We start from the raw sequence: 17,711 nt of genomic DNA on the forward strand, positions 1-17,711 counted from the left end.
ACCCCGAAGTTGACACGGGCTGAGCAGTAGCCGCTTATGCGGGCTTGGCGTGCAGCCACCGCGCGTGGGCGGTGCGGGCGGCGTAGTCGAGCAGGTAGCCGAGCAGCCCGATGAGGATGATGGCGGCCATCAGTTCCGAGTAGGCGAGACGGTCGCGCGTATCGAGGATGAAGTAGCCCAGGCCCGCCGACACGCCCAGCATCTCGGCCGGCACCAGCACGATCCAGATGATGCCGATGGCCAGGCGCACGCCGGTGAGGATGTGCGCCGTGATGCCCGGCAGGACCACGCGCCACACGACTTCCCACCTGGTCGCCGACAGGCTGCGCGCCAGCAGCAGCCAGTTCGGATCGAGCTGGTTCACGCCGGCCACCGTGTTCAGCATCAGCGGCCAGGTGGCCGCGAACGCCAGCAGGAAGTAGACGGGTGCGTCGCCGACGCCCAGCGCCATCACCGCCAGCGGCATCCACGACAGCGGCGACACCATGCGCAGCAGCTGGAATAGCGGCGTGGCGGCGCGCGAGAAGATCGTCGACATGGCGACCAGGATCCCCAGCGGCACGCCGACGACGATCGCGCACAGCAGCCCGATCCCCACCCGCTTCAGGCTGAGCATCACGTGCAGCCAGATGTCGCGGCCGCTCACCAGCTCTACGAAGGCATGGGCCGTGGCCAGCGGCGCGAACGCCGCGGCGATCGGCGTGCGCGCCTCCAGCGCCGAGACGCCGAGGGACCACAGCAGCACCGCCAGTGCCAGGCCAACGATCGGCAACAGGACCTTCGAGAGCATCGTCAAACAGCCACCGTCTCGGTGCGCAGCAGGTTGGCCGGCAGGCCGAACGCCTGCGGACCGCCGACGGCCGCGAGGGACTTGCGCACGAAGCGGTCGTCCACCAGGTCGCGCGCGACGAACTTCGGATCGAGGCCGGCCAGGAACTTGTTGTCCCCTTCCACCTTCGTCTGCACCAGCGCGCGCACCATCTCCTCGGTGTACGAGGCGAACGGGAACGGCTGGAAGTCGATGCGGCGCTGCTGCCACTGCGGGTGCACGACGATCTTGCGCTGCTCGTAGGCCGAATAGTCCGTCACTGCCAGCACCTTGGTCAGCGTCTGCAGCGGATGCGGCGTGTAGCGGTTCGGGCCGCTGGAGGCCAGCAGCTTGGCCGTCTCCACCTGGTTGGAACGCGACCACAGCTGGGCGTTCACGATGGCGTTCGTTACGCGCTGCGACCACTCGGGACGTTGCACCAGGTCGCGCTCGGCCAGGAACGTGACGCAGCACGCGTGGTTCTTCCAGACGTCGCCGGAGAAGCGCAGGATCTTGCCGACACCTGCCGTCTCGGCCGCCGCATTGAACGGCTCGGCGACGATGAAGCCGGCGATCGACTTGGCCGCCAGCGCGGACACCATCTCGGCCGGCGCCAGCACGACCAGGTTGACTTCATTGGCCTTCACCGGCTCGCCGCGCGCGCGGGTGACCACGGTCAGCTTGTGCGCCGTGAGGATCTTCTGCAGCAGGATATTGTGGATCGAGTACCAGAACGGAATCGCCACCGTCTTGCCGCCCAGTTCCGCGACCGAGTTGATCTCGTTCTGCACGGTCAGCGCGGAGCCGTTCACGTGGTTCCAGGCGACCACCTTCGCCGGGAACTTCGAACCGTAGCGCACCCACAGCGTGGCCGGCGACAGCAGGTGGATCACGTTCACCTGGCCGGACACGAACGCCTCGACGATCTGCGCCCAGCTGCGGAACAGCCGCGGCGCCTCGACCTTCAGGCCCTGCGCCTCGAACAGCTTGCGGCCATGCGCCACCAGCAGCGGCGCCGCGTCCGTGATCGGCAGGTAGCCGATCTTCACGGGCTGGTCGTCGCCCCTGAAGCTCTGAGCCCTGGCCTCGCCGGCAAACAGCAGCGGTGCGGCAGCGCCTGCGCCGGCCAGCGCCGACATGCGCAGGAAGTCGCGGCGCGTCATGCCGCAGTCGCAGTCTGAGGCGGTACAGATATGGATGGAATCGTTGGCCATTTTGATTTTCCTTGTTTGGTCAGGGGGTGACGGGAGACGCCGCCGTGCGCAGCGCATTGACGATGTCGAGCCGCAGCCGCACCACGTCGTCGCCGTAGTCATGGCGGGGGCGCGGGATGTCCACGCGCCATTCGCGCACGATATTGCCGGGCTGGCCGGCCAGCAGCAGGATGCGGTCGGCCACCAGGATCGCCTCGTCGATATCGTGCGTGACGAGCAGCACGGCCGTATGCCAGCGGTGCACCACGTCCACCAGCAGCGTCTGCATTTCGCCGCGCGTGATCGCGTCGAGGGCGGAGAACGGCTCGTCCGCGAACAGCAGCTCGGGCTCGCGCGCCAGCGCGCGGGCCAGTGCCACGCGCTGCGCCATGCCGCCGGACAGCTGCGCCGGATAGGCATGCGCATGCGCGGCCAGGCCGACGGCTTCCAGCGCCTCGGCGATGCGCCGGGTACGTGCTGCCTTGTCGATCGCAGGCTGCCGCGCGAAATCGAGGCCGAAGCCGACATTGGCGCTCACGTCCAGCCAAGGCAGCAGGCTCGGTTGCTGGAACACGAGCGCTGCGCGCGGATGGGGTGCCAGCAGCGGCTCGCCGAGGAAGCTGACGTTGCCCTGCACGGGCGCGGCAAGGCCGGCCAGCCCGCGCAGCAGCGTGGACTTGCCGCTGCCGCTGCTGCCCAGCAGGCAGACGATCTCGCGGCGCCCGACCGAGAGCGATACGCCATCGACGATCGTGCGCCCGTCGTAACCGAAGCGCAGGCCGCTGCCGGCCAGCGCGACCTCTGCCTCGTTCTGCATCGCCACGTCCTGCATCCTGTCCTTCTTGAATCCGCCGTTCATTCTGTGGCCGATGCCGGACCGGCGGCCGACTGCTTCTGCAATTCGATCTGCAGCTGCGTGAGGCTCGGCGTGACGATCGGGATGAAGGCCGACTCGCGCCAGCGGCGCGCGAAGTCCAGGCCATGGTCGCGCAGGTAGGCGCGGCCGCCGCTGGCCTGCAGCTCCAGCATCACGGCCGCCTGCACGATCTCGGCCAGCGTGATCCGCAGGCGGAACATCGGTGCGGCAGCGCTCTGGAAGCGGCCATCGTGCACGCCTTCGAGCAGGCGCGCCACCGCATCGTCCAGCGCCGTCTGCAATTCCAGCACGCGGTCCGTCAGCGTGTTGCGCGTCTTCGCGCACAGCGCCAGCGCGGAACGGAGGCTGGCGCGCGCCAGGCCGATCGACATCCCGCACTGCATGCCCAGGAAGGCGGGCCGCACGGCCGGCAGGAACTTGCGCGCATCGAGGGCAATCACGTCCGCCGCGCCGGCCGGCACGGCGTTCAGCCAGACGGCGGCGGTATTACTGCCGCGCAGGGCCATCAGGTCCAGGTCCGGGCTGCGCGTGACGCCGGGGGCATCGCCGGCAAACGCCATCACGGCCGGCGGCGCGCCGTTCGGCATGTTGACGGCGGCGGCCGCGACGAAACCTTCCTTGCGCAGGTTGGTGATCCAGGCCAGGCCGCCATCGAGCTGCCAGCCATCGCCCGCCTGCGCGGCGGTGATCTGCAGCGACTCGATCCCGGACAGGAATTTCATCGCGTTCGACAGGCCCGTGGCACCGGCATGTTCGCCGGCCAGCAAGGGCTGCAGCCAGCGTGCCTTCAGCGCGTCGTTCGAACTTTGCAGCACGTATTCGATGAAGGTGCGGTGGCCCCAGAACACGAAGGCGCTGGTGAGCGACTGTTCGGCAACGGCGGCGATGGCATCGATCGCATCGCGCACGTCGCCACCGCTGCCGCCCAGTGCTTCCGGCACGCCGATGCGGAACAGGCCCGCGGCGGCCAGCTGCGGCAGCACCGCGCCAGCCAGCTCCTGCGCCGTATCGAGCTGCTGGGTGTGCGCCTCCAGCCAGGCCTGCAGGTCGGCGGGCAGCGGCTTGCGGGCGACGGACGTGGTGTCGGTGGCAGCGGTATCCGGCATCAGATCGCCCCGGTCGCGTAAGGCTGCAGCTGCGGGTTGATCTCGCTGCCGGCCAGCGAATTGGCGAAGTTGCACAGCGTGGCCAGGCTGATGCCCAGCACCACTTCGAGGGCCTGCTGCTGGTTGTAGCCGGCCGCCTGGAAGGCCTGCAGTTCCGCATCGGCGACGGCGCCGCGGTGGGCAATGACGGCCTTGGCGAAGGCGTGCACGGCGTCGAGTTTCGCATCGCCCGTGTCGCCGCCCTGCTGCAGCGCGCGCACCTGTTCGACGGGCAGCTGGGCCTTCTTCAGCGCCACGGCCGTGTGGCCGGCCACGCAGAAATCGCAGCCGTGGATGCGCGCCGCGGCGATCTGCACCACTTCGCGTTCGGCCAGCGTCAGGCTGGTTTTCGCGTTGATGCCGGAGACCGTCATGTAGGTTTCCAGCGCCTGCGGCGAATTGGCCAGCACGCCGATCAGGTTCGGCAGGAAGCCGTTGTTGGCGATGGCCTTTTCGACGAACGGGCGGCTCGCTTCGGGCGCCGTTTCCAGCGTCTGCAGAGAGATGCGGGGCTGGGCGCCGGATTGAGCGCTGGACTGATTTTCGGGCTGGATGAGGGACATGAGGTGCTCTCGGTGAAGATGAAACCGCCATTATAGAAGCCTGCGGCGAAGGACGCACAGCACTGTACGTCGCGTTTTTCTGCTCATCCGTCCAGTTGCTCAGCCGTTCAGCCCTCCGGCGCTACCCATCCGCAGGCCTGACTCCTGGCCGCGACGCTGCCGCCGGAACGCGCCCGGATGCTCGCCGATCACCTTCTTGAACGCCCGCGAGAACGCCGCATGCGAGCGGTAGCCCACGTGCTCGGCGGTGCGTTCGATCGTTTCGCCGCCGTTGAGCTGCTGGGCCGCGATCTTCATCCGCAACAGCAGCAGGAACTGGGCCGGCGCCTGGCCGCTCGCATCGACGAAGTGCTTGTAGAAGCTCGAACGGGACATGTGCACGGCCCGCGCCATGTTCACCGTGGACCAGTCGTTGCCCGGCTCGCGCATCATGCCATCGAGCAGGGCCGTGAACTCGGGGCGGCGCGCCAATGCCAGCAGGCCTGACAGCACGTCCTGCTGCCGGGCCACGTGGCGCGTGACATAGAAGAACAGCAGTTCGGCCAGGCGCGAGATCAGGGGCGGCGGCAGGTCCGGCGCGCGGTTGCTGGCCGCCTCCGCCAGCATCAGGTCGAAGATCGTGCCCGCCGCCCCCATGGCCGCATCGTCCGCGCGCAATTCCACCACGTCGGGGAACGAGCCGACGATCAGCGTGCTCAAGGCGCCGCGGAAATCGAAGAAGCCGCAGGCCAGCCCGGTGGCATCGGGTGCCGCGAACGACAGCGGCTGCATCGGGCTGGCCGGCAGCGGCGCCGCCGGGTCCGGGTCCGGGCTCAGGAAGTGCGGAATATCGCGCAGCAGGAACACGCCATCGCGCGGCCCCAGCTTTACCGGTGCGCGGCCCTGCACGTGCAGGTAGCAGCTGCCATGCAGGATGACGTGGAAGCTGGCCAGCGTGCGGCCGGCCGTGGAAGCGCGCCAGCGGCCGCAATACTGGCCGACATGAAAGGCCGCCGCATCGAGTTCGATGCTGTCGATCAGCCAGTGGACGAGTCGATCGGTGTTGGCGCCGCTGTGCATGGTATCCGGATCCGCGAGTACAAACGCACGATTATGCCGGGCATGGCGCCGCCTGCCCACGAAGCTTTTGGCATATCGACGGACGGTTTTCGTGCCGGCGGCACGGCGCCGTGCTAGCCCAGCCGGTAACGCCGCGAGCGCGAGCCGAATGCGAATTCCTGGCAGTACTCGATCAGCTGGTTCAGCAGGTAGTACAGGTCGCTGCGTTCCTGCATGATGCCCGCCTTGACGAGCCCCTTCGACATCGCCTTGAAGAAGGCACTCAGGCGCTCGCCGGCATCGCGGGCGTCCACCTCATCGAACTGGGCGCCGATCCGCGTGACCTCCCGGTCCACGGCGGCGATGTTCATGCGCAGCTCCTCCCGCACGTCTGCCGCGATATCGAGCGCCACGATCTGGCGGCGCAGCAGCACCAGGCCGGCGTGCAACTCCTTGGTGAGGTACTCGACCGGCACGTCGCTGTCCTCGAAGCCACTGACGGACGTGCCACGGCGGATCCGCTCGCGCACGGCCTCGATGCGGGCGCCGCCATCCTCGAACTGGGGCAGCTCGATGGCGGACTGGCACTGCAGCGCCTCGCGGAAGCACGGATGAATGGCAAAGCTCTCGTCCTGCAGGGTGAGCGTGTCGTCGAACTCGGCATTGCAGAAATAGGCGGGCTCGCCGTCGCGCACGGCGCCGATCACGCTGATCGAGAACAGCACCGACAGCGGGTAATCGGCCGACAGCTGGTGGCGCAGCGCGGGGTGGCGGCTGGACAGGTCTGGCTGCATGATCGCGTACTTGCGGGCGAAGTGCTCGCGCCTGAACAGGTAGCTGCCGCTGGCCAGCAGCAGCAGGATATCGCTGAGGAACGGGTAGTTCACGGACCATTCGTTCTGGATGTCCACCAGCTTCCAGCGGCTGTACTGCTTGGCCGCCGCGAACACATCGCGTTCGACGATGGTGGTGCCGCCGCGCATGTGGCCCACGTCCCGGCAGGCATTGCATAGCTGGATGATGTCGCGCGGGCGGTTCAGCGTGCGCGTGACGATGTACTTGCGGGTATCCGTTTCGCCCACATGGCGCGGAAAGCCATGCTCCCACAGCACCGCGGCCGCTTTGCGGATGCCGGTGGAAGCCGCCGCCCTCGTCTGGATCAGGTTGATGAGGGCCTCGCTGTCCCAGCGGATGTGCCACTCGTCGCTGCGCAGCTTGTCGCGTTCCTTGAAATCGAGTTTTTCGTAGATGTCGATGCGCAGGAACACGGAGCAGTTCAGGAACGGGTAGACGGACTGCGCGTGCTTGCCGGCGCGCAGCAGGCCGATGACGAGCGTGTCGCTGCCCGGATCGTTCGACCACACCTTCTCGATCTGGTCGATGAGGATGTAGAAGGCATTGCGCACCTTGAACAGCTTCAGCTGGCGGGCATATTCCTGGATCTTGCGTTCCACCACCTCGACCTGGTCGCTCAGCCGCGCACCGGACGACGGTTCGATCGTGATCGATGCCTCCACGGCATTGAAGGCCGAGATGGTGAGGCTGGTCTTCAGGCGCTCGACGATGCGCCAGAAGCGTTCGAAGGTCGTCAGGTCGTCGACCTCGCCGTTATCGACGAGAAACTGGCGCAGGCGCGCGGCGATGGCTTCGCGTTCCTTGCCCGGGTGGTCGCGGATATGCCGCAGCATCAGCTTGGCCAGTTGCACGCACAGGATATAGCGCCACAGCAGCTCCTTGGCCTGATAGGGCGCGATGCCGCCCATCTCGAAGCGCTTGATTTCGTCGGCCGAGATCTCGTCCGGCGTGACCAGCGAACTGCGCCCGGACGCCTCGAACTCGTTCTGCAGCTTCAGGCAGATGGCGCTCTTGCCCGCGCCCTTGCGGCCAAGGAACAGCCACTTCTTGCCGGCGAGTGCCGTACGGTAGGCCGTCGTTTCCAGGAAGCCGGCCGACAGCAGGCCGCCCATGCCGATATCCGTTTCCGCGTCGTCCTTGCCGAAATAAAGCTTGTCGAGCATAGCGCCTCCTGCCGGGATGGGCCGTCGATCCAGTATTGGCGCCGGGCCGGCCGCTGTCAATCTCCAGTTGCACGAGTTCAGCTATGCAATTTCCGGATAGCCGGGCAGCAAAACGCTATAGCTGTGCCCCGTCGACCTTGCGTATCATCGCCGGAATAAAATCCAGGAGACCGCCCGCATGCATGGCCACGACACGATTACCGCCAACGATGGCGCAGCACTGCCCGTGCAGTCCACCACCACCCTGTGGCTTGCCGCCGCCGTATCGGCCCTCGGCGGCCTGCTGTTCGGCTACGACTGGGTGGTGATCGGCGGGGCCAAGCCGTTCTACGAGGCGTGGTTCGGCATCGTGGCGCCGGCCGCGCAGGCCTGGGCCATCAGCTGCGCGCTGATCGGCTGCCTGGCCGGTGCCGTGGGTTCCGGCGTGATCAGCGAGAAGCTGGGGCGGCGCCGCGGCCTGCTGATCGCGGCGGTCATCTTCGCGGTATCGTCGATCGGTACCGGCTGGGCCGGCAGCATGGGCGCGTTCACCGCGTGGCGCGTGATCGGCGGCGTGGCGATCGGGCTGGCCTCGGGACTGTCGCCGCTATATATCGCGGAGATCGCCCCGGCCGCGATCCGCGGCCGCCTCGTGTGCCTGAACCAGATTGCCATCGTGCTGGGCATCCTCGGTGCGCAGGTGGTCAACTGGCTGATCGCCGAACCCGTGCCGGCGGGCGCCACGTTGGCCGATATCGCCGCATCCTGGAATGGCACCACGGGCTGGCGCTGGATGTTCGCCAGCGCGGCCGTCCCCGCCGCCGCCTTCCTGCTCGGCTGCCTGATGATCCCGGAGAGCCCGCGCTGGCTGGCGGGCCGCGGCGACTGGCACGGCGCCACGCGCGCCCTCGCCCGCCTGGGCGGCGACGTGTATGCCGATGGCGCGCTGCGCGAGATCCGCGGCGCGCTGGGTGCCTCGCGCGGGCGCGGCCTGGCCGCAGTGCTGCGCGAACCGCGCTTCATGAAGGTCCTTGTCATCGGCATCGTGCTGGCGGTGCTGCAGCAGTGGTGCGGCATCAACGTGATCTTCAACTACGCGCAGGAGATCTTCGCCTCGGCCGGTTATGCGGTGTCGGACACCATGTTCAACATCGTCATCACGGGTGTCGTCAACTGCGTGTTCACGCTGGTGGCGCTGGTGACGGTGGAACGCTGGGGGCGCCGCCGCCTGATGCTGCTGGGCTGCGCCGGCCTGGCCATCATCTACCTGCTGCTGGGCGCCTGCTACCTGGCCGGCATGCAGGGCTGGCCGCTGCTGCTGCTCGTGGTACTGGCGATCGCCTGCTATGCGATGACGCTGGCGCCGGTGACATGGGTGGCGCTCTCGGAGATCTTCCCGAACGAGGTGCGCGGCGCCTGCATGGCCGTGGCCACCACGGCGCTGTGGGCCGCCTGCTTCCTGCTCACCTATACCTTCCCGCTGATTAACAAGGCGATGGGCACCGGTGCCACGTTCTGGATGTACGCCGTGATCTGCGCGGCCGGCTTCGTGTTCGTGCTGCGGCATCTGCCGGAAACGCAGGGCAGGACGCTGGAAGAGATCGAAGCCGGCTGGCGGTGACGTTTCAAGCGCCAGCGCGTGTCCGGCGCCTGCCCCTGTCGCTGCCGCCACGCGGCACGAGCTTGCGCATGGATGCGGAGCCGATGGAACGCAGGCCGCCGGATGCCGCCCTATAATCGGGTTTTTGATCGCCCTCCTCCATGCCCGTCCTGCACCCCTGCCCCGATGATGATGGCCAGCCCGTCACCCTGCACTTGCCTTCCGCGCCCACCGGCCTCGCCGCGTGGATGGATGCCGCGGCCATCGCCACCGTCGTCCCGGGCGGCGCCATGCCCGCGGCGCTGAACGGCATCGCGTTCGATGCCTGGGCGGGCGCCGCCGAAGGGGCATGGGATGCGCTGGCGAACGATGCGGCCGATCCCGAGCCCCCATTCGTGCTGCCGCCGGGACTGGCCGCGGCCGCGGGTGCCGTGATCGTGGAAGAAGACGGCCGCGTGTGGCTCGTGGCGCCATCGAACGGCTTCGGCGGCTACGACGCCACGTTCCCCAAAGGCCGTGTCGATGCCGGCACGAGCCTGCGCTGCGCCGCCGTGCGCGAGGCATTCGAGGAAAGCGGGCTGAAGGTCGAAATCGACGGTTTCCTGATCGACGTGCGCCGCACGCTGACCTACACGCGCTACTACCTGGCGCGCCGCGTGGGCGGGCATCCGGGCACCATGGGCTGGGAGAGCCAGGCCGTGCACCTGGTGCCGCTGGCGATGCTGGCGGAAGTGGCCACGCACAGGAACGACGTGGCGATCATCGCGGCGCTCCTGTCCCGATAACAGTGTCCCGGTGCCAGGCACCAGGAAACGAGCCCGGCTGATGTCCCGGTGCCAGGCACCAGGACATGACTTCTGCGACTTCAATGTCCCGGTGCCTGTGTCCCGGTGCCTGGCACCAGGACACGACCCGGCTACCTGCCGGCGCGCGTCGCGTAGTAGTCGGCCAGCACGCCGAAGGCCTCCTTTTTGACGCCCGTCTCGGACATCAGCCCCTTGCGGTTCCAGCCGTTCTGGAACACGGGATGCTCGCGGCGCGGCGACTGGAAGTCCTTCAGGATCCACGGCGACAGGCCGCGCAGCGTGGGGATTTTCTCCGCCATCGCCAGCGTCTTGCGGTAGTACTCGGCCTGGTACTCCTCCGTGAATTTGCGCTTTCCGTCGTTGCGGTAGCCGGCGAGCGCATCGGCGCCGAACTCGGACAGGATCAGCGGCCGGTCCGCGGGTACCTGCCACTTCAGGCCCGGCAGCGCGTCGAGCGGGTCGTCGCCATACCAGCCGGCATAGGTGTTCACGGCCAGCACGTCGAGCTTGTCAACCAGCGGATCCTGGATGGCCGTGACGTCTTCGCCATCGACCTTGTGGCGTTCGACCAGCAGTGCGGCGCTGATCAGGCGCGTGGGGTCGAGCCGGCGCACATTGTCCGCCATCGCGCCGTGGAAGGCGGTGCGCGGCGCGGAGACGGGCGTCTCGTTCCCCACGCTCCACAGCACCACGGCGGCGCGGTTGCGGTCGCGGTAGATCGTTTCGGCCTGCATCGCCAGCGCCTTCCCCAGCACGGCCGGGTTGTCCCAGTCGACCGTCCAGTAGACGGGAATCTCGCTCCACACCAGGAGGCCCATTTCATCGGCCAGCCGCACCGTCGTTTCCGAATGCGGATAGTGCGACAGGCGCACGTAGTTGCCATGCAGGCCGTGCTTGATCTCGGTGAGCAGCGCGCGCGCGGCCTGCTCCGTCATGTTGCGCGCCGGGTTCGGCCCGAACTCTTCTTCGTGCAGCGAGATCCCGCGCAGGAAGATCGGCTTGCCGTTCAGGAGGATCTGGCTGCCTTTCACGGCGATCGTGCGGAAGCCGATGCGGTCGCGGATGGTGTCGCCGGCCGCCGTGACGCGCACGTCGTACAGCTTCGGGCTGTCCGGCGACCAGCGCTGCAGCTTCGCCGGCGCGGCGATGTCGATGGCGGCGCGGCCATTGGCATCCGTCGTCGCCGTGGCTTTCGCCAGGCCGCCGATATCGACCGTGACCGCCTGGTTGGCGGCCCGCGCGCCCTGTAGCTGCACTTCGCCCGTGATGCGGCCGTTCTCCTTCAGCGTGAGCGCCGCATCGTCGATGAACGTGGCCGGCGCGTAGACCAGCCGCACGGGCCGCGTGATGCCGCCATACAGGTCCCAGTCCGTGATCGGCGTGGGGATCGTCTGCGCATCGTGCGACGAATCCACGCCGACGGTCAGGCGGTTGTCGCCGTCGCGCAGCGCCTCCGTCACTTCCAGCACGAACGGCGTGAAGCCGCCTTCATGCCGGCCGATCTCCTTGCCGTTCAGGTAGACGTAGGCGCGGTAGTTGACGGCCTCGAAGCGGAGGAAGGCCCGCCCGCCCGCCAGCGGCTTCGCGCGGAACTTGCGCTGGAACCAGACCAGGCCATCGTAGTAGCGCAGCTCCGGCTTCGCCGCATTCCACGCACCGGGAATGCTCATCTGCGCGCCCCGGTCCATGTCGAATTCGAAGAAGGTGGCGCCGCCCTTCGCTTCCTCGGTCGCCACGTCCAGGTCGCGGTAGCGCTGCATGCGCGACTTGGCCACCCAGCCGTTGATGTCGTTCAGGCCCGTGCGGTACAGGTCCTTGGAAAAGGTCCATTGGCCGGACAGGTCCTGGCTGTCGCGCGACGGCGATGCGGTCAGCAGGAAGGCGGGACGCAGGTCCGGTGATGTGGGCACAGCGGGGGCAGCCGCGGCGGGGATTGCCACGGCGGCCGTCGCCAGCAGCAGCAAGGCGGTCAGCAGTTTTTTCATGTCGTTCACGTCCAGTCAGGGAATCAGGCCGGCGGCGCGCGCGGCTTCGTCGAGGGTCTCGCCCACCAGGGCCATGTTCTGGATCGCGGCCAGGCTCCATTGCGCGGTGGCGTTGGTGCTCAGGTTGGGCAGCTCGACGAGCGGCCGCAAGACATCGGCCCCGCCCACGCGCCGCGGCGTCAGGGCTGCGCCGCCATCCTTCAGGAAGGCGGACTGGAAGAACTCGCGCCAGGTGCGCAGCGCCAGCGCCTTGTCGCGCGCCTGGTAGGCGGCATAGCCCGTCATGCGCGACCCCGTGTCCGTCATGCCGCGCCCACCGGGGTCCTTGCCCAGCAGCGCCACGACATCGGTCTTCGGCGCCGTGTAGTAGCGGCAGTATTCGAGCCAGGCCTTGCGGTAGGCCGGCGCATCGACGAGCGTCAGCAGCTCGGAGCTCATCTCGATCACGCCGAACATGCCGTTCAGGTGCGAGATGGAGACGTGCTCGCCCGGGCCGATGAACTTCCCCGTGTTGAAGTCGTAAGGTGCCGTACCGGCAAACCAGCGGCGCTGCAAGGCGCCGATGCTCTCCATGCCGTCGCGGATCCTGTCGTGCCAGCGCCGGTCGCCGGTGCGCTCCCATTCGGCCAGCCAGGCCGCCACGATCGAGCCCCACGAGGTGCCGAAGGACACGCTGATGAAGTCGTCCTTCGCCTCGCGCGCTGCGGATTTCGCCAGCTTGCGCGAGATGTCCACGTTCGCCAGGTGCCGGTCCGAATCGAGCAGCTCGCGCATCAGGTCGCCCACGCGCTCGTCCGCCGTGAGGAAGTAATAGATGCGCCGGTACGCCGCGTTCGACACGCGCGGCTGCTTCGACGAGTCGGACCAGTGCTGGACGCCGTGCCGCGTGCCGTAGCCCTTGAAGCGGCCGGCGTGGTACACGTCCACCTCGCCCGTGTGGCGCGTCATCGCTTCGGCGAAGCGGAAGATGTCGGCGCGGCCCGTGCGCAGGAAGCTGTACCACAGCCACAGGTCGGTGGACAGTTCCGAGTTGTCCCACGCGTAGCCGCCGATATCGTAGCGCCACATGTGGCGGTCCGTATCGTAGGTATGCATCACGTCGCCGTACGACCAGAAGCCGTACCAGCGGTGCTGTTCGGCCTCGCGCAGGTACTGGTCCAGCTGCACGGTGAGCGCGTCCTCGAGCAGCTTGCGGCCCGGCGTGCCGGCATCGGCCACGTCCCAGTCGCCGAACACGCCGCACTGGTGGATGCGCGCCGGCGCCACGGTCAGCCGCGCCGGCCGCGCCACCTGCTCCGCCATGTCCGCCAGGTCGGCGTGCGACGGCGTGCCGCCCAGCACCCACAACTGCAGCTCGGACGTGCGGGCGATGCCGGTCGCGTCGTCCCAGCCCTGCTCGTAGTCTTCGTAGGTGATGTTCAGGCCGGCGTTCTGCTTCTCGAACGTGTCCATGCCGTCCAGGCCCCGGTAGGGCCGCATGTCCATCACGGGAGCGGACGGCGACCAGAGCCAGGCCGTCACGTCCGCCAGCGCCGTATTCGCGCCGCGCACGTCGAGCCGCACCGGGGCGCGCTGCCAGAAGTCCTTCAGGCCCAGCGCCACGCCGCCCGCTGCGCCGCCCGCGTACAGCAGGCCCTGCGCGCGCGTACCGGCATTAGCATCGATCCAGGCCTGGCCGGCGCGGGTGCGCTTGCGCAACGTAAAGCCATCGGGCGCATGCTGGGCCAGCGAGAAGTCGCCCCACTCGGGAATCCACTGCAGGCCGTCGCGTACCGGCTTTGCCATGCCCGCCAGCGGCGGCAGCGCCTGGCCGGCCACCTGCGCGTCCTTGAAGGCCTGGCCTGGATCGCGCCGCAAGCCGGTCACCGGCCGCACCGCCTCGCCCCACACGCCCGCGCCTTCGCCGGCAAAGCGCACGTGCCGGTCATACGTCTCGTTGGTCATCGGCACCTGCGCCGTCACGCCCAGGCCGCGGATGAAATCGCGTGCCGGCTGGCCGTCGAACAGGAAGGAATGCACGATGCGCACGCTTTGCGAGCCGGCGTAGAAGTACAGGCGCACCGAGAACGGCAGCCAGTCGCGCCCGTTGCCGCTGTGCGTGCCATCGAGCTTGATGACGGCGCGCACGGGTCCGGTCTGTTCGACCGTCACCTGCGTGACCTTGCTGGTGAAGGCTTCGGTTGAGACCTTGCCCACGTCGTCCGGGTCGGGCCCGTCCTGCCGCAGCGCCACGAGCCTGAGGCCCTGCATGGTCAGCCGGCCGGCCCTCGTGGCCGAGGCGATCAGGTACTCGCCACCCGTCGGGACGATCCACGTGGTGTCGCCCGCCGTGACGGTGATCTGGCTGGCACCCTGCTGCACCGCGACCGCCCGGGCAGGCTTGACGGACTGCGCGGCGGCCTCGAGCTGCCAGTGCGCTGCGGTCCTGCCGCCTTCCACCGCATGCGCCGTCCACTTCAGCGTGCCGTCCGGCCAGTAGGCCAGGGGCCAGGACTGCACGGCGGGCGCATTGGCACCCAGCGTGAAGTACAGCTGCTTGCTGGCGGGCAGCCGCAGCGTGCCGCGCGGCCAGGGCACGCCGAACGTGCTGCCTTCGAAGCGCCGGGGCGGCGCCGCATCGAGCCAGTTCAGGACGGTGTTCTGGACGGGCACCGGCTTCGTCCCTGGCGCCGTGTTGGCGGTGGCGGCGGATGACAGGCCCGGCAAGGCCGACAGCAGCGGCAGGGCGGAGGCGGATTGCAGGAAGCGGCGGCGCGATGGCGTGAGAGGCATGGAACTCCAGGTACCCATAGCCGGCGCCTGCAGCACGCAAGGCAAGCCGACTAATATATTAGTGACTTGCCCATGGTAGCGCCTGTCCCCTGCCCGGTCCATCCACCCGGGCAATCACTCAGCCGGATGATTGGAAGCGGTACCGCACCCGATATTGCCTCCGGTGCGCCACGACGCTGGCGTGGTCCTACCTGCGGCCCTTCAGGCCGTCGATCTCGACCCGCAGCGCGCGCCGCTCGGCGGTAGCCGCGTCCAGCTGTTCACGCAGGGCCTTTACCTCGGAGGCGAAATTGTCGCGCGCCGTGACGGCGCCGACCAGTTCCATTTCGGCGGCCAGGCGCGCGTCCGAATCCGTGCCGGCCGACGTGACGCTGCGTTCGAGCTGCGAGCGCAGGTCGGCGATCTGGCGGTCCTTGCCATCGATCGCCAGCTGGTCCTTGGCCTTGCCGACCAGCGCATTGGTGGCCACCTCGCGGGCATCGCGCAGCTCGACCGTCAGCCGCTCGATCTGCTCGGCGCGTTCGGCCGCCAGCACGTTCGCGGCGGACAGTTCGGCCAGCAATGCATCGCGTTCCGCCTCGAGCGCTTCGCCCGCTTCGGCCAGCGCCGCCATGTCGCTTTCGCTTTGCGCCAGCGCGTCCCGCGCGCCCGCGCCGGACTGCTCGGCAAACTGCTGCGCCCAGTCGGCCAGCGCGGCCACCACCGCTGCCGGCAGCTCCGCCTTCGGTGCCGGTGCGGGCGCGTCCTGCGTGGCGCGCCAGGCGGACAGGTGTTTCTGGATGAGATTCGGGGAACCGCTGCCGAGGGCCTCGCGGACGGCCTCGATGGTGACGGGCTGGCCGCGTTCCTGCAGGCCGGTGGCGGCACTGCTGACCGCGTCGAAGGTGGGTGTCTGGTCCTGCATGATCTTCCGCTGCTGTGGCTGCTGTTCGGTTAATGGGGAGATAGGGTAGACGGGGGATAGATGACGGCTGCCGGTGCCGGCTCCCGGTTCCGGTACCGGCCCCGGCTGCCCGGGCGAGGCCAGAGCTTACTATAAAAAGTTGCCCTATAGCCAGAACCAGGTCCACCGGCGGATGCCGTTGTTGTCAGCCGGACCCATCGGCCGGGCTGGCAAACGGCCAGCGCAGCGCGCGGTGCTCGATCCACGCGCGCGCCGCCTGGAACGCATGGTCCTGGGCAGCACTGTCCGTGACGAAGCACTCGCCGTCCGAGACGGCCTCGTGGCGCAGCTCGCCCGTCGCCGCAACGCAGATGCTGCAGCGATAGCAGATCCGGCCGCCGTCCAGGTGGCAGTGGACCTCGACGACATGGCCACGATAGGTTTGGGAAGGCATGATGGTCTCGCGCACCGCCATCATCGCGCATATTGCCCGGTGAGGGCGCGCATCACGGCGAGCAGCGCATCGATGCGCACGGGCTTGTCGAGCAGGCGGTCGAATACCTGGCTGTCCGCCGCGTCCGGCACCGCGTCGCCGGACAGCGCGACGATGGGCAGCGCATCGCCCGTTGCCGTGCGCATCAGCCGCGCCAGCTGGTGGCCGCTCATGTCCGGCAGGCCGATGTCGAGGATGGCGATATCGGGCTGCTCCTCGCGCAGCGCGGCCAGCGCCGTGGCGCCGTCGCCTGCGGTGCGTACAGCGATGCCCTTCAGTTCCAGCAGCGCACCGAGCATCTCCACCGCATCGGCGTTGTCGTCCACCAGCAGCGCGCGCAGCGGCCGCCGATCCGGCATCGGCACCGGCAGGCCAGGCGGGGCCTCCGCGACGGAGGCGGCCAGCGGCAGCCGCACTTCGAACACGCTGCCCTGGCCAGCGCCCTTGCTGTAGACGGCGATCTCGCCGCCGTGCAGCGCCAGCACCGCCCGCGCCAGCGACAGGCCGATGCCCAGGCCGTCCTTCACCCGCCCCGCGCGATGCCCGGCCTGCGTGAACAGGTCGAAGATGCGGTCGCTGTCGGCGGCGCTGATGCCGATGCCATGGTCCTGCACCTGGACCAGCAGGTCGCCATCGAACGCCGCGGCGCGCAGCATCACGCGGCTGCCGGGATCCGAGAACTTGGCGGCATTCTGCAGCAGTGCCGCCAGCACCTTGAGCAGGCGCGGCATGTCGGCGGCCAGGCGCAGCGCGGGATGCGGCAGGTCGATGTCGAACGCCTGGCCGGCCGCCGCCAGTGCGGGTGCGGCGCACTGCGCGGCCCGCTGCACCAGTTCGCGGGCACTGACGGGCACCGCATCGATCCCCAGCTTGCCCTGTTCGAGGCGCGCCACGTCCATCAGGTCTTCCACCAGGCCGGCCAGGCGCCCCGCCTGCCGTGCCACGGCCGCCACGGCGCGGGCCTGGTGCGAACCGGCCGGGTGCGGTTCCAGGCGCAGCAGTTCCACGGCATCGAGCACGGGCGCGAGGGGGCTGCGCAGCTCATGGGCCAGCGTGGCCAGGAATTCGTTCTTGCGCAGGTCCTCCTCGCGCAGCGACCGTTCGACGGCGGCCACCCTGGCCAGCGCACGCACGCTGGCGATCAGCTCCTGCTGCGTCACCGGCTCGACCAGGAAGTTGTCGGCGCCGCCGTTCAGGGCCCGCACGCGGTCGCCCGTCAGCACATGCGCCGCGGACGTCTGCAGGATGAGGATGGTGGCCGTGTCCGGATCGGCCCGCAGGCGCCGGCACACCTCGAAGCCGTCGATGTCGGGCAGCCTGGTGTCGAGCAGGATCAGGTCCGGCGCCAGCGTGCGCGCCAGCACCAGGGCTTCCTCGCCGGTGCCGGCTTCGCTGACACGGAAGCCGGCCAGTTCCAGCAGCCGCGTCTTGGCGTAGCGTGCGCCGGGAACATCGTCCACGTTCAGCACGTGGGTGGTGGGTAGCGTGGCCTCTACCATCCGGCGCTGCCGGTGGCAGCGCATGGGCAGGACCGGCCCACGGTCCGGCAGG

At 68.8% G+C, this 17,711-nt stretch carries 14 protein-coding genes; 2 read left to right on the forward strand and 12 right to left on the reverse strand.

Annotation, left to right across the window (positions count from 1 at the left end):
* Window positions 1-34: 34 nt before the first annotated feature.
* The 7 genes from IP91_RS03930 to IP91_RS03960 all read right to left on the reverse strand — a co-directional run bounded on the left by IP91_RS03930 (window position 35) and on the right by IP91_RS03960 (window position 7,642).
* Window positions 35-790 carry an ABC transporter permease gene (locus tag IP91_RS03930; RefSeq protein WP_145648013.1) on the reverse strand — a complete coding sequence of 252 codons (756 nt, stop codon included), beginning with the start codon at window positions 788-790 and terminating at the stop codon, window positions 35-37.
* 2 nt (window positions 791-792) lie between these two features.
* Window positions 793-2,022, reverse strand: coding sequence for an ABC transporter substrate-binding protein (locus IP91_RS03935; protein WP_145647440.1), 1,230 nt, complete (start codon window positions 2,020-2,022; stop codon window positions 793-795).
* 19 nt (window positions 2,023-2,041) lie between these two features.
* Window positions 2,042-2,818 (reverse strand): ABC transporter ATP-binding protein, encoded by a 777-nt coding sequence (locus tag IP91_RS03940; RefSeq protein ID WP_229473985.1) that lies wholly within the window; start codon window positions 2,816-2,818, stop codon window positions 2,042-2,044.
* Window positions 2,819-2,856: 38 nt separating this feature from the next.
* A complete protein-coding gene (locus tag IP91_RS03945; protein ID WP_145647441.1) occupies window positions 2,857-3,984 on the reverse strand; it encodes an acyl-CoA dehydrogenase family protein in 1,128 nt (375 codons plus the stop codon).
* Entirely contained in the window at window positions 3,984-4,586 is a 603-nt protein-coding gene (locus tag IP91_RS03950; protein ID WP_145647442.1) for a carboxymuconolactone decarboxylase family protein, read from the reverse strand. Before IP91_RS03950 ends, IP91_RS03945 begins: the two co-directional genes overlap by 1 nt.
* Window positions 4,587-4,685: 99 nt before the next feature.
* Window positions 4,686-5,645 carry an AraC family transcriptional regulator gene (locus tag IP91_RS03955; protein ID WP_145647443.1) on the reverse strand — a complete coding sequence of 320 codons (960 nt, stop codon included), beginning with the start codon at window positions 5,643-5,645 and terminating at the stop codon, window positions 4,686-4,688.
* 113 nt (window positions 5,646-5,758) lie between these two features.
* Window positions 5,759-7,642, reverse strand: a complete 1,884-nt coding sequence (locus IP91_RS03960) for a P-loop ATPase, Sll1717 family (protein ID WP_145647444.1) — start codon at window positions 7,640-7,642, stop codon at window positions 5,759-5,761.
* 178 nt (window positions 7,643-7,820) lie between these two features.
* On the opposite strand from IP91_RS03960, the gene IP91_RS03965 reads away from it, so the two are divergent.
* Together IP91_RS03965 and IP91_RS03970 are read left to right on the forward strand one after the other, a co-directional pair.
* The gene (locus tag IP91_RS03965) at window positions 7,821-9,242 is read left to right on the forward strand and encodes a sugar porter family MFS transporter (RefSeq protein WP_145647445.1); all 1,422 of its coding nucleotides are present in this window, start codon (window positions 7,821-7,823) and stop codon (window positions 9,240-9,242) included.
* 140 nt (window positions 9,243-9,382) lie between these two features.
* Entirely contained in the window at window positions 9,383-10,006 is a 624-nt protein-coding gene (locus tag IP91_RS03970; RefSeq protein ID WP_145647446.1) for an NUDIX hydrolase, read from the forward strand.
* Between the two features lie 131 nt (window positions 10,007-10,137).
* Here the strand turns inward: IP91_RS03970 and IP91_RS03975 are convergent, their stop codons facing one another.
* From IP91_RS03975 to IP91_RS03995, 5 genes are all read right to left on the reverse strand, one after another.
* Window positions 10,138-12,012 carry a glycoside hydrolase family 2 protein gene (locus IP91_RS03975; protein WP_145647447.1) on the reverse strand — a complete coding sequence of 625 codons (1,875 nt, stop codon included), beginning with the start codon at window positions 12,010-12,012 and terminating at the stop codon, window positions 10,138-10,140.
* Window positions 12,013-12,027: 15 nt separating this feature from the next.
* Window positions 12,028-14,784: an exo-rhamnogalacturonan lyase family protein gene (locus IP91_RS03980; RefSeq protein WP_145647448.1), complete on the reverse strand. Its 2,757-nt coding sequence runs from the start codon at window positions 14,782-14,784 to the stop codon at window positions 12,028-12,030.
* A 187-nt stretch (window positions 14,785-14,971) separates the two neighbouring features.
* On the reverse strand, window positions 14,972-15,688 hold the full coding sequence (locus tag IP91_RS03985; RefSeq protein ID WP_145647449.1) for a DNA-binding protein: 717 nt from the start codon (window positions 15,686-15,688) through the stop codon (window positions 14,972-14,974).
* A 184-nt stretch (window positions 15,689-15,872) separates the two neighbouring features.
* A complete protein-coding gene (locus tag IP91_RS03990) occupies window positions 15,873-16,121 on the reverse strand; it encodes a hypothetical protein (protein WP_145647450.1) in 249 nt (82 codons plus the stop codon).
* A gap of 20 nt (window positions 16,122-16,141) precedes the next feature.
* Window positions 16,142-17,659 (reverse strand): response regulator, encoded by a 1,518-nt coding sequence (locus IP91_RS03995; RefSeq protein ID WP_158643074.1) that lies wholly within the window; start codon window positions 17,657-17,659, stop codon window positions 16,142-16,144.
* Between the last annotated feature and the right edge of the window lie 52 nt (window positions 17,660-17,711).

It is taken from the genome of Pseudoduganella lurida, from assembly GCF_007830455.1.
Classification (GTDB): Bacteria; Pseudomonadota; Gammaproteobacteria; order Burkholderiales; family Burkholderiaceae_D; genus Rugamonas; species Rugamonas lurida.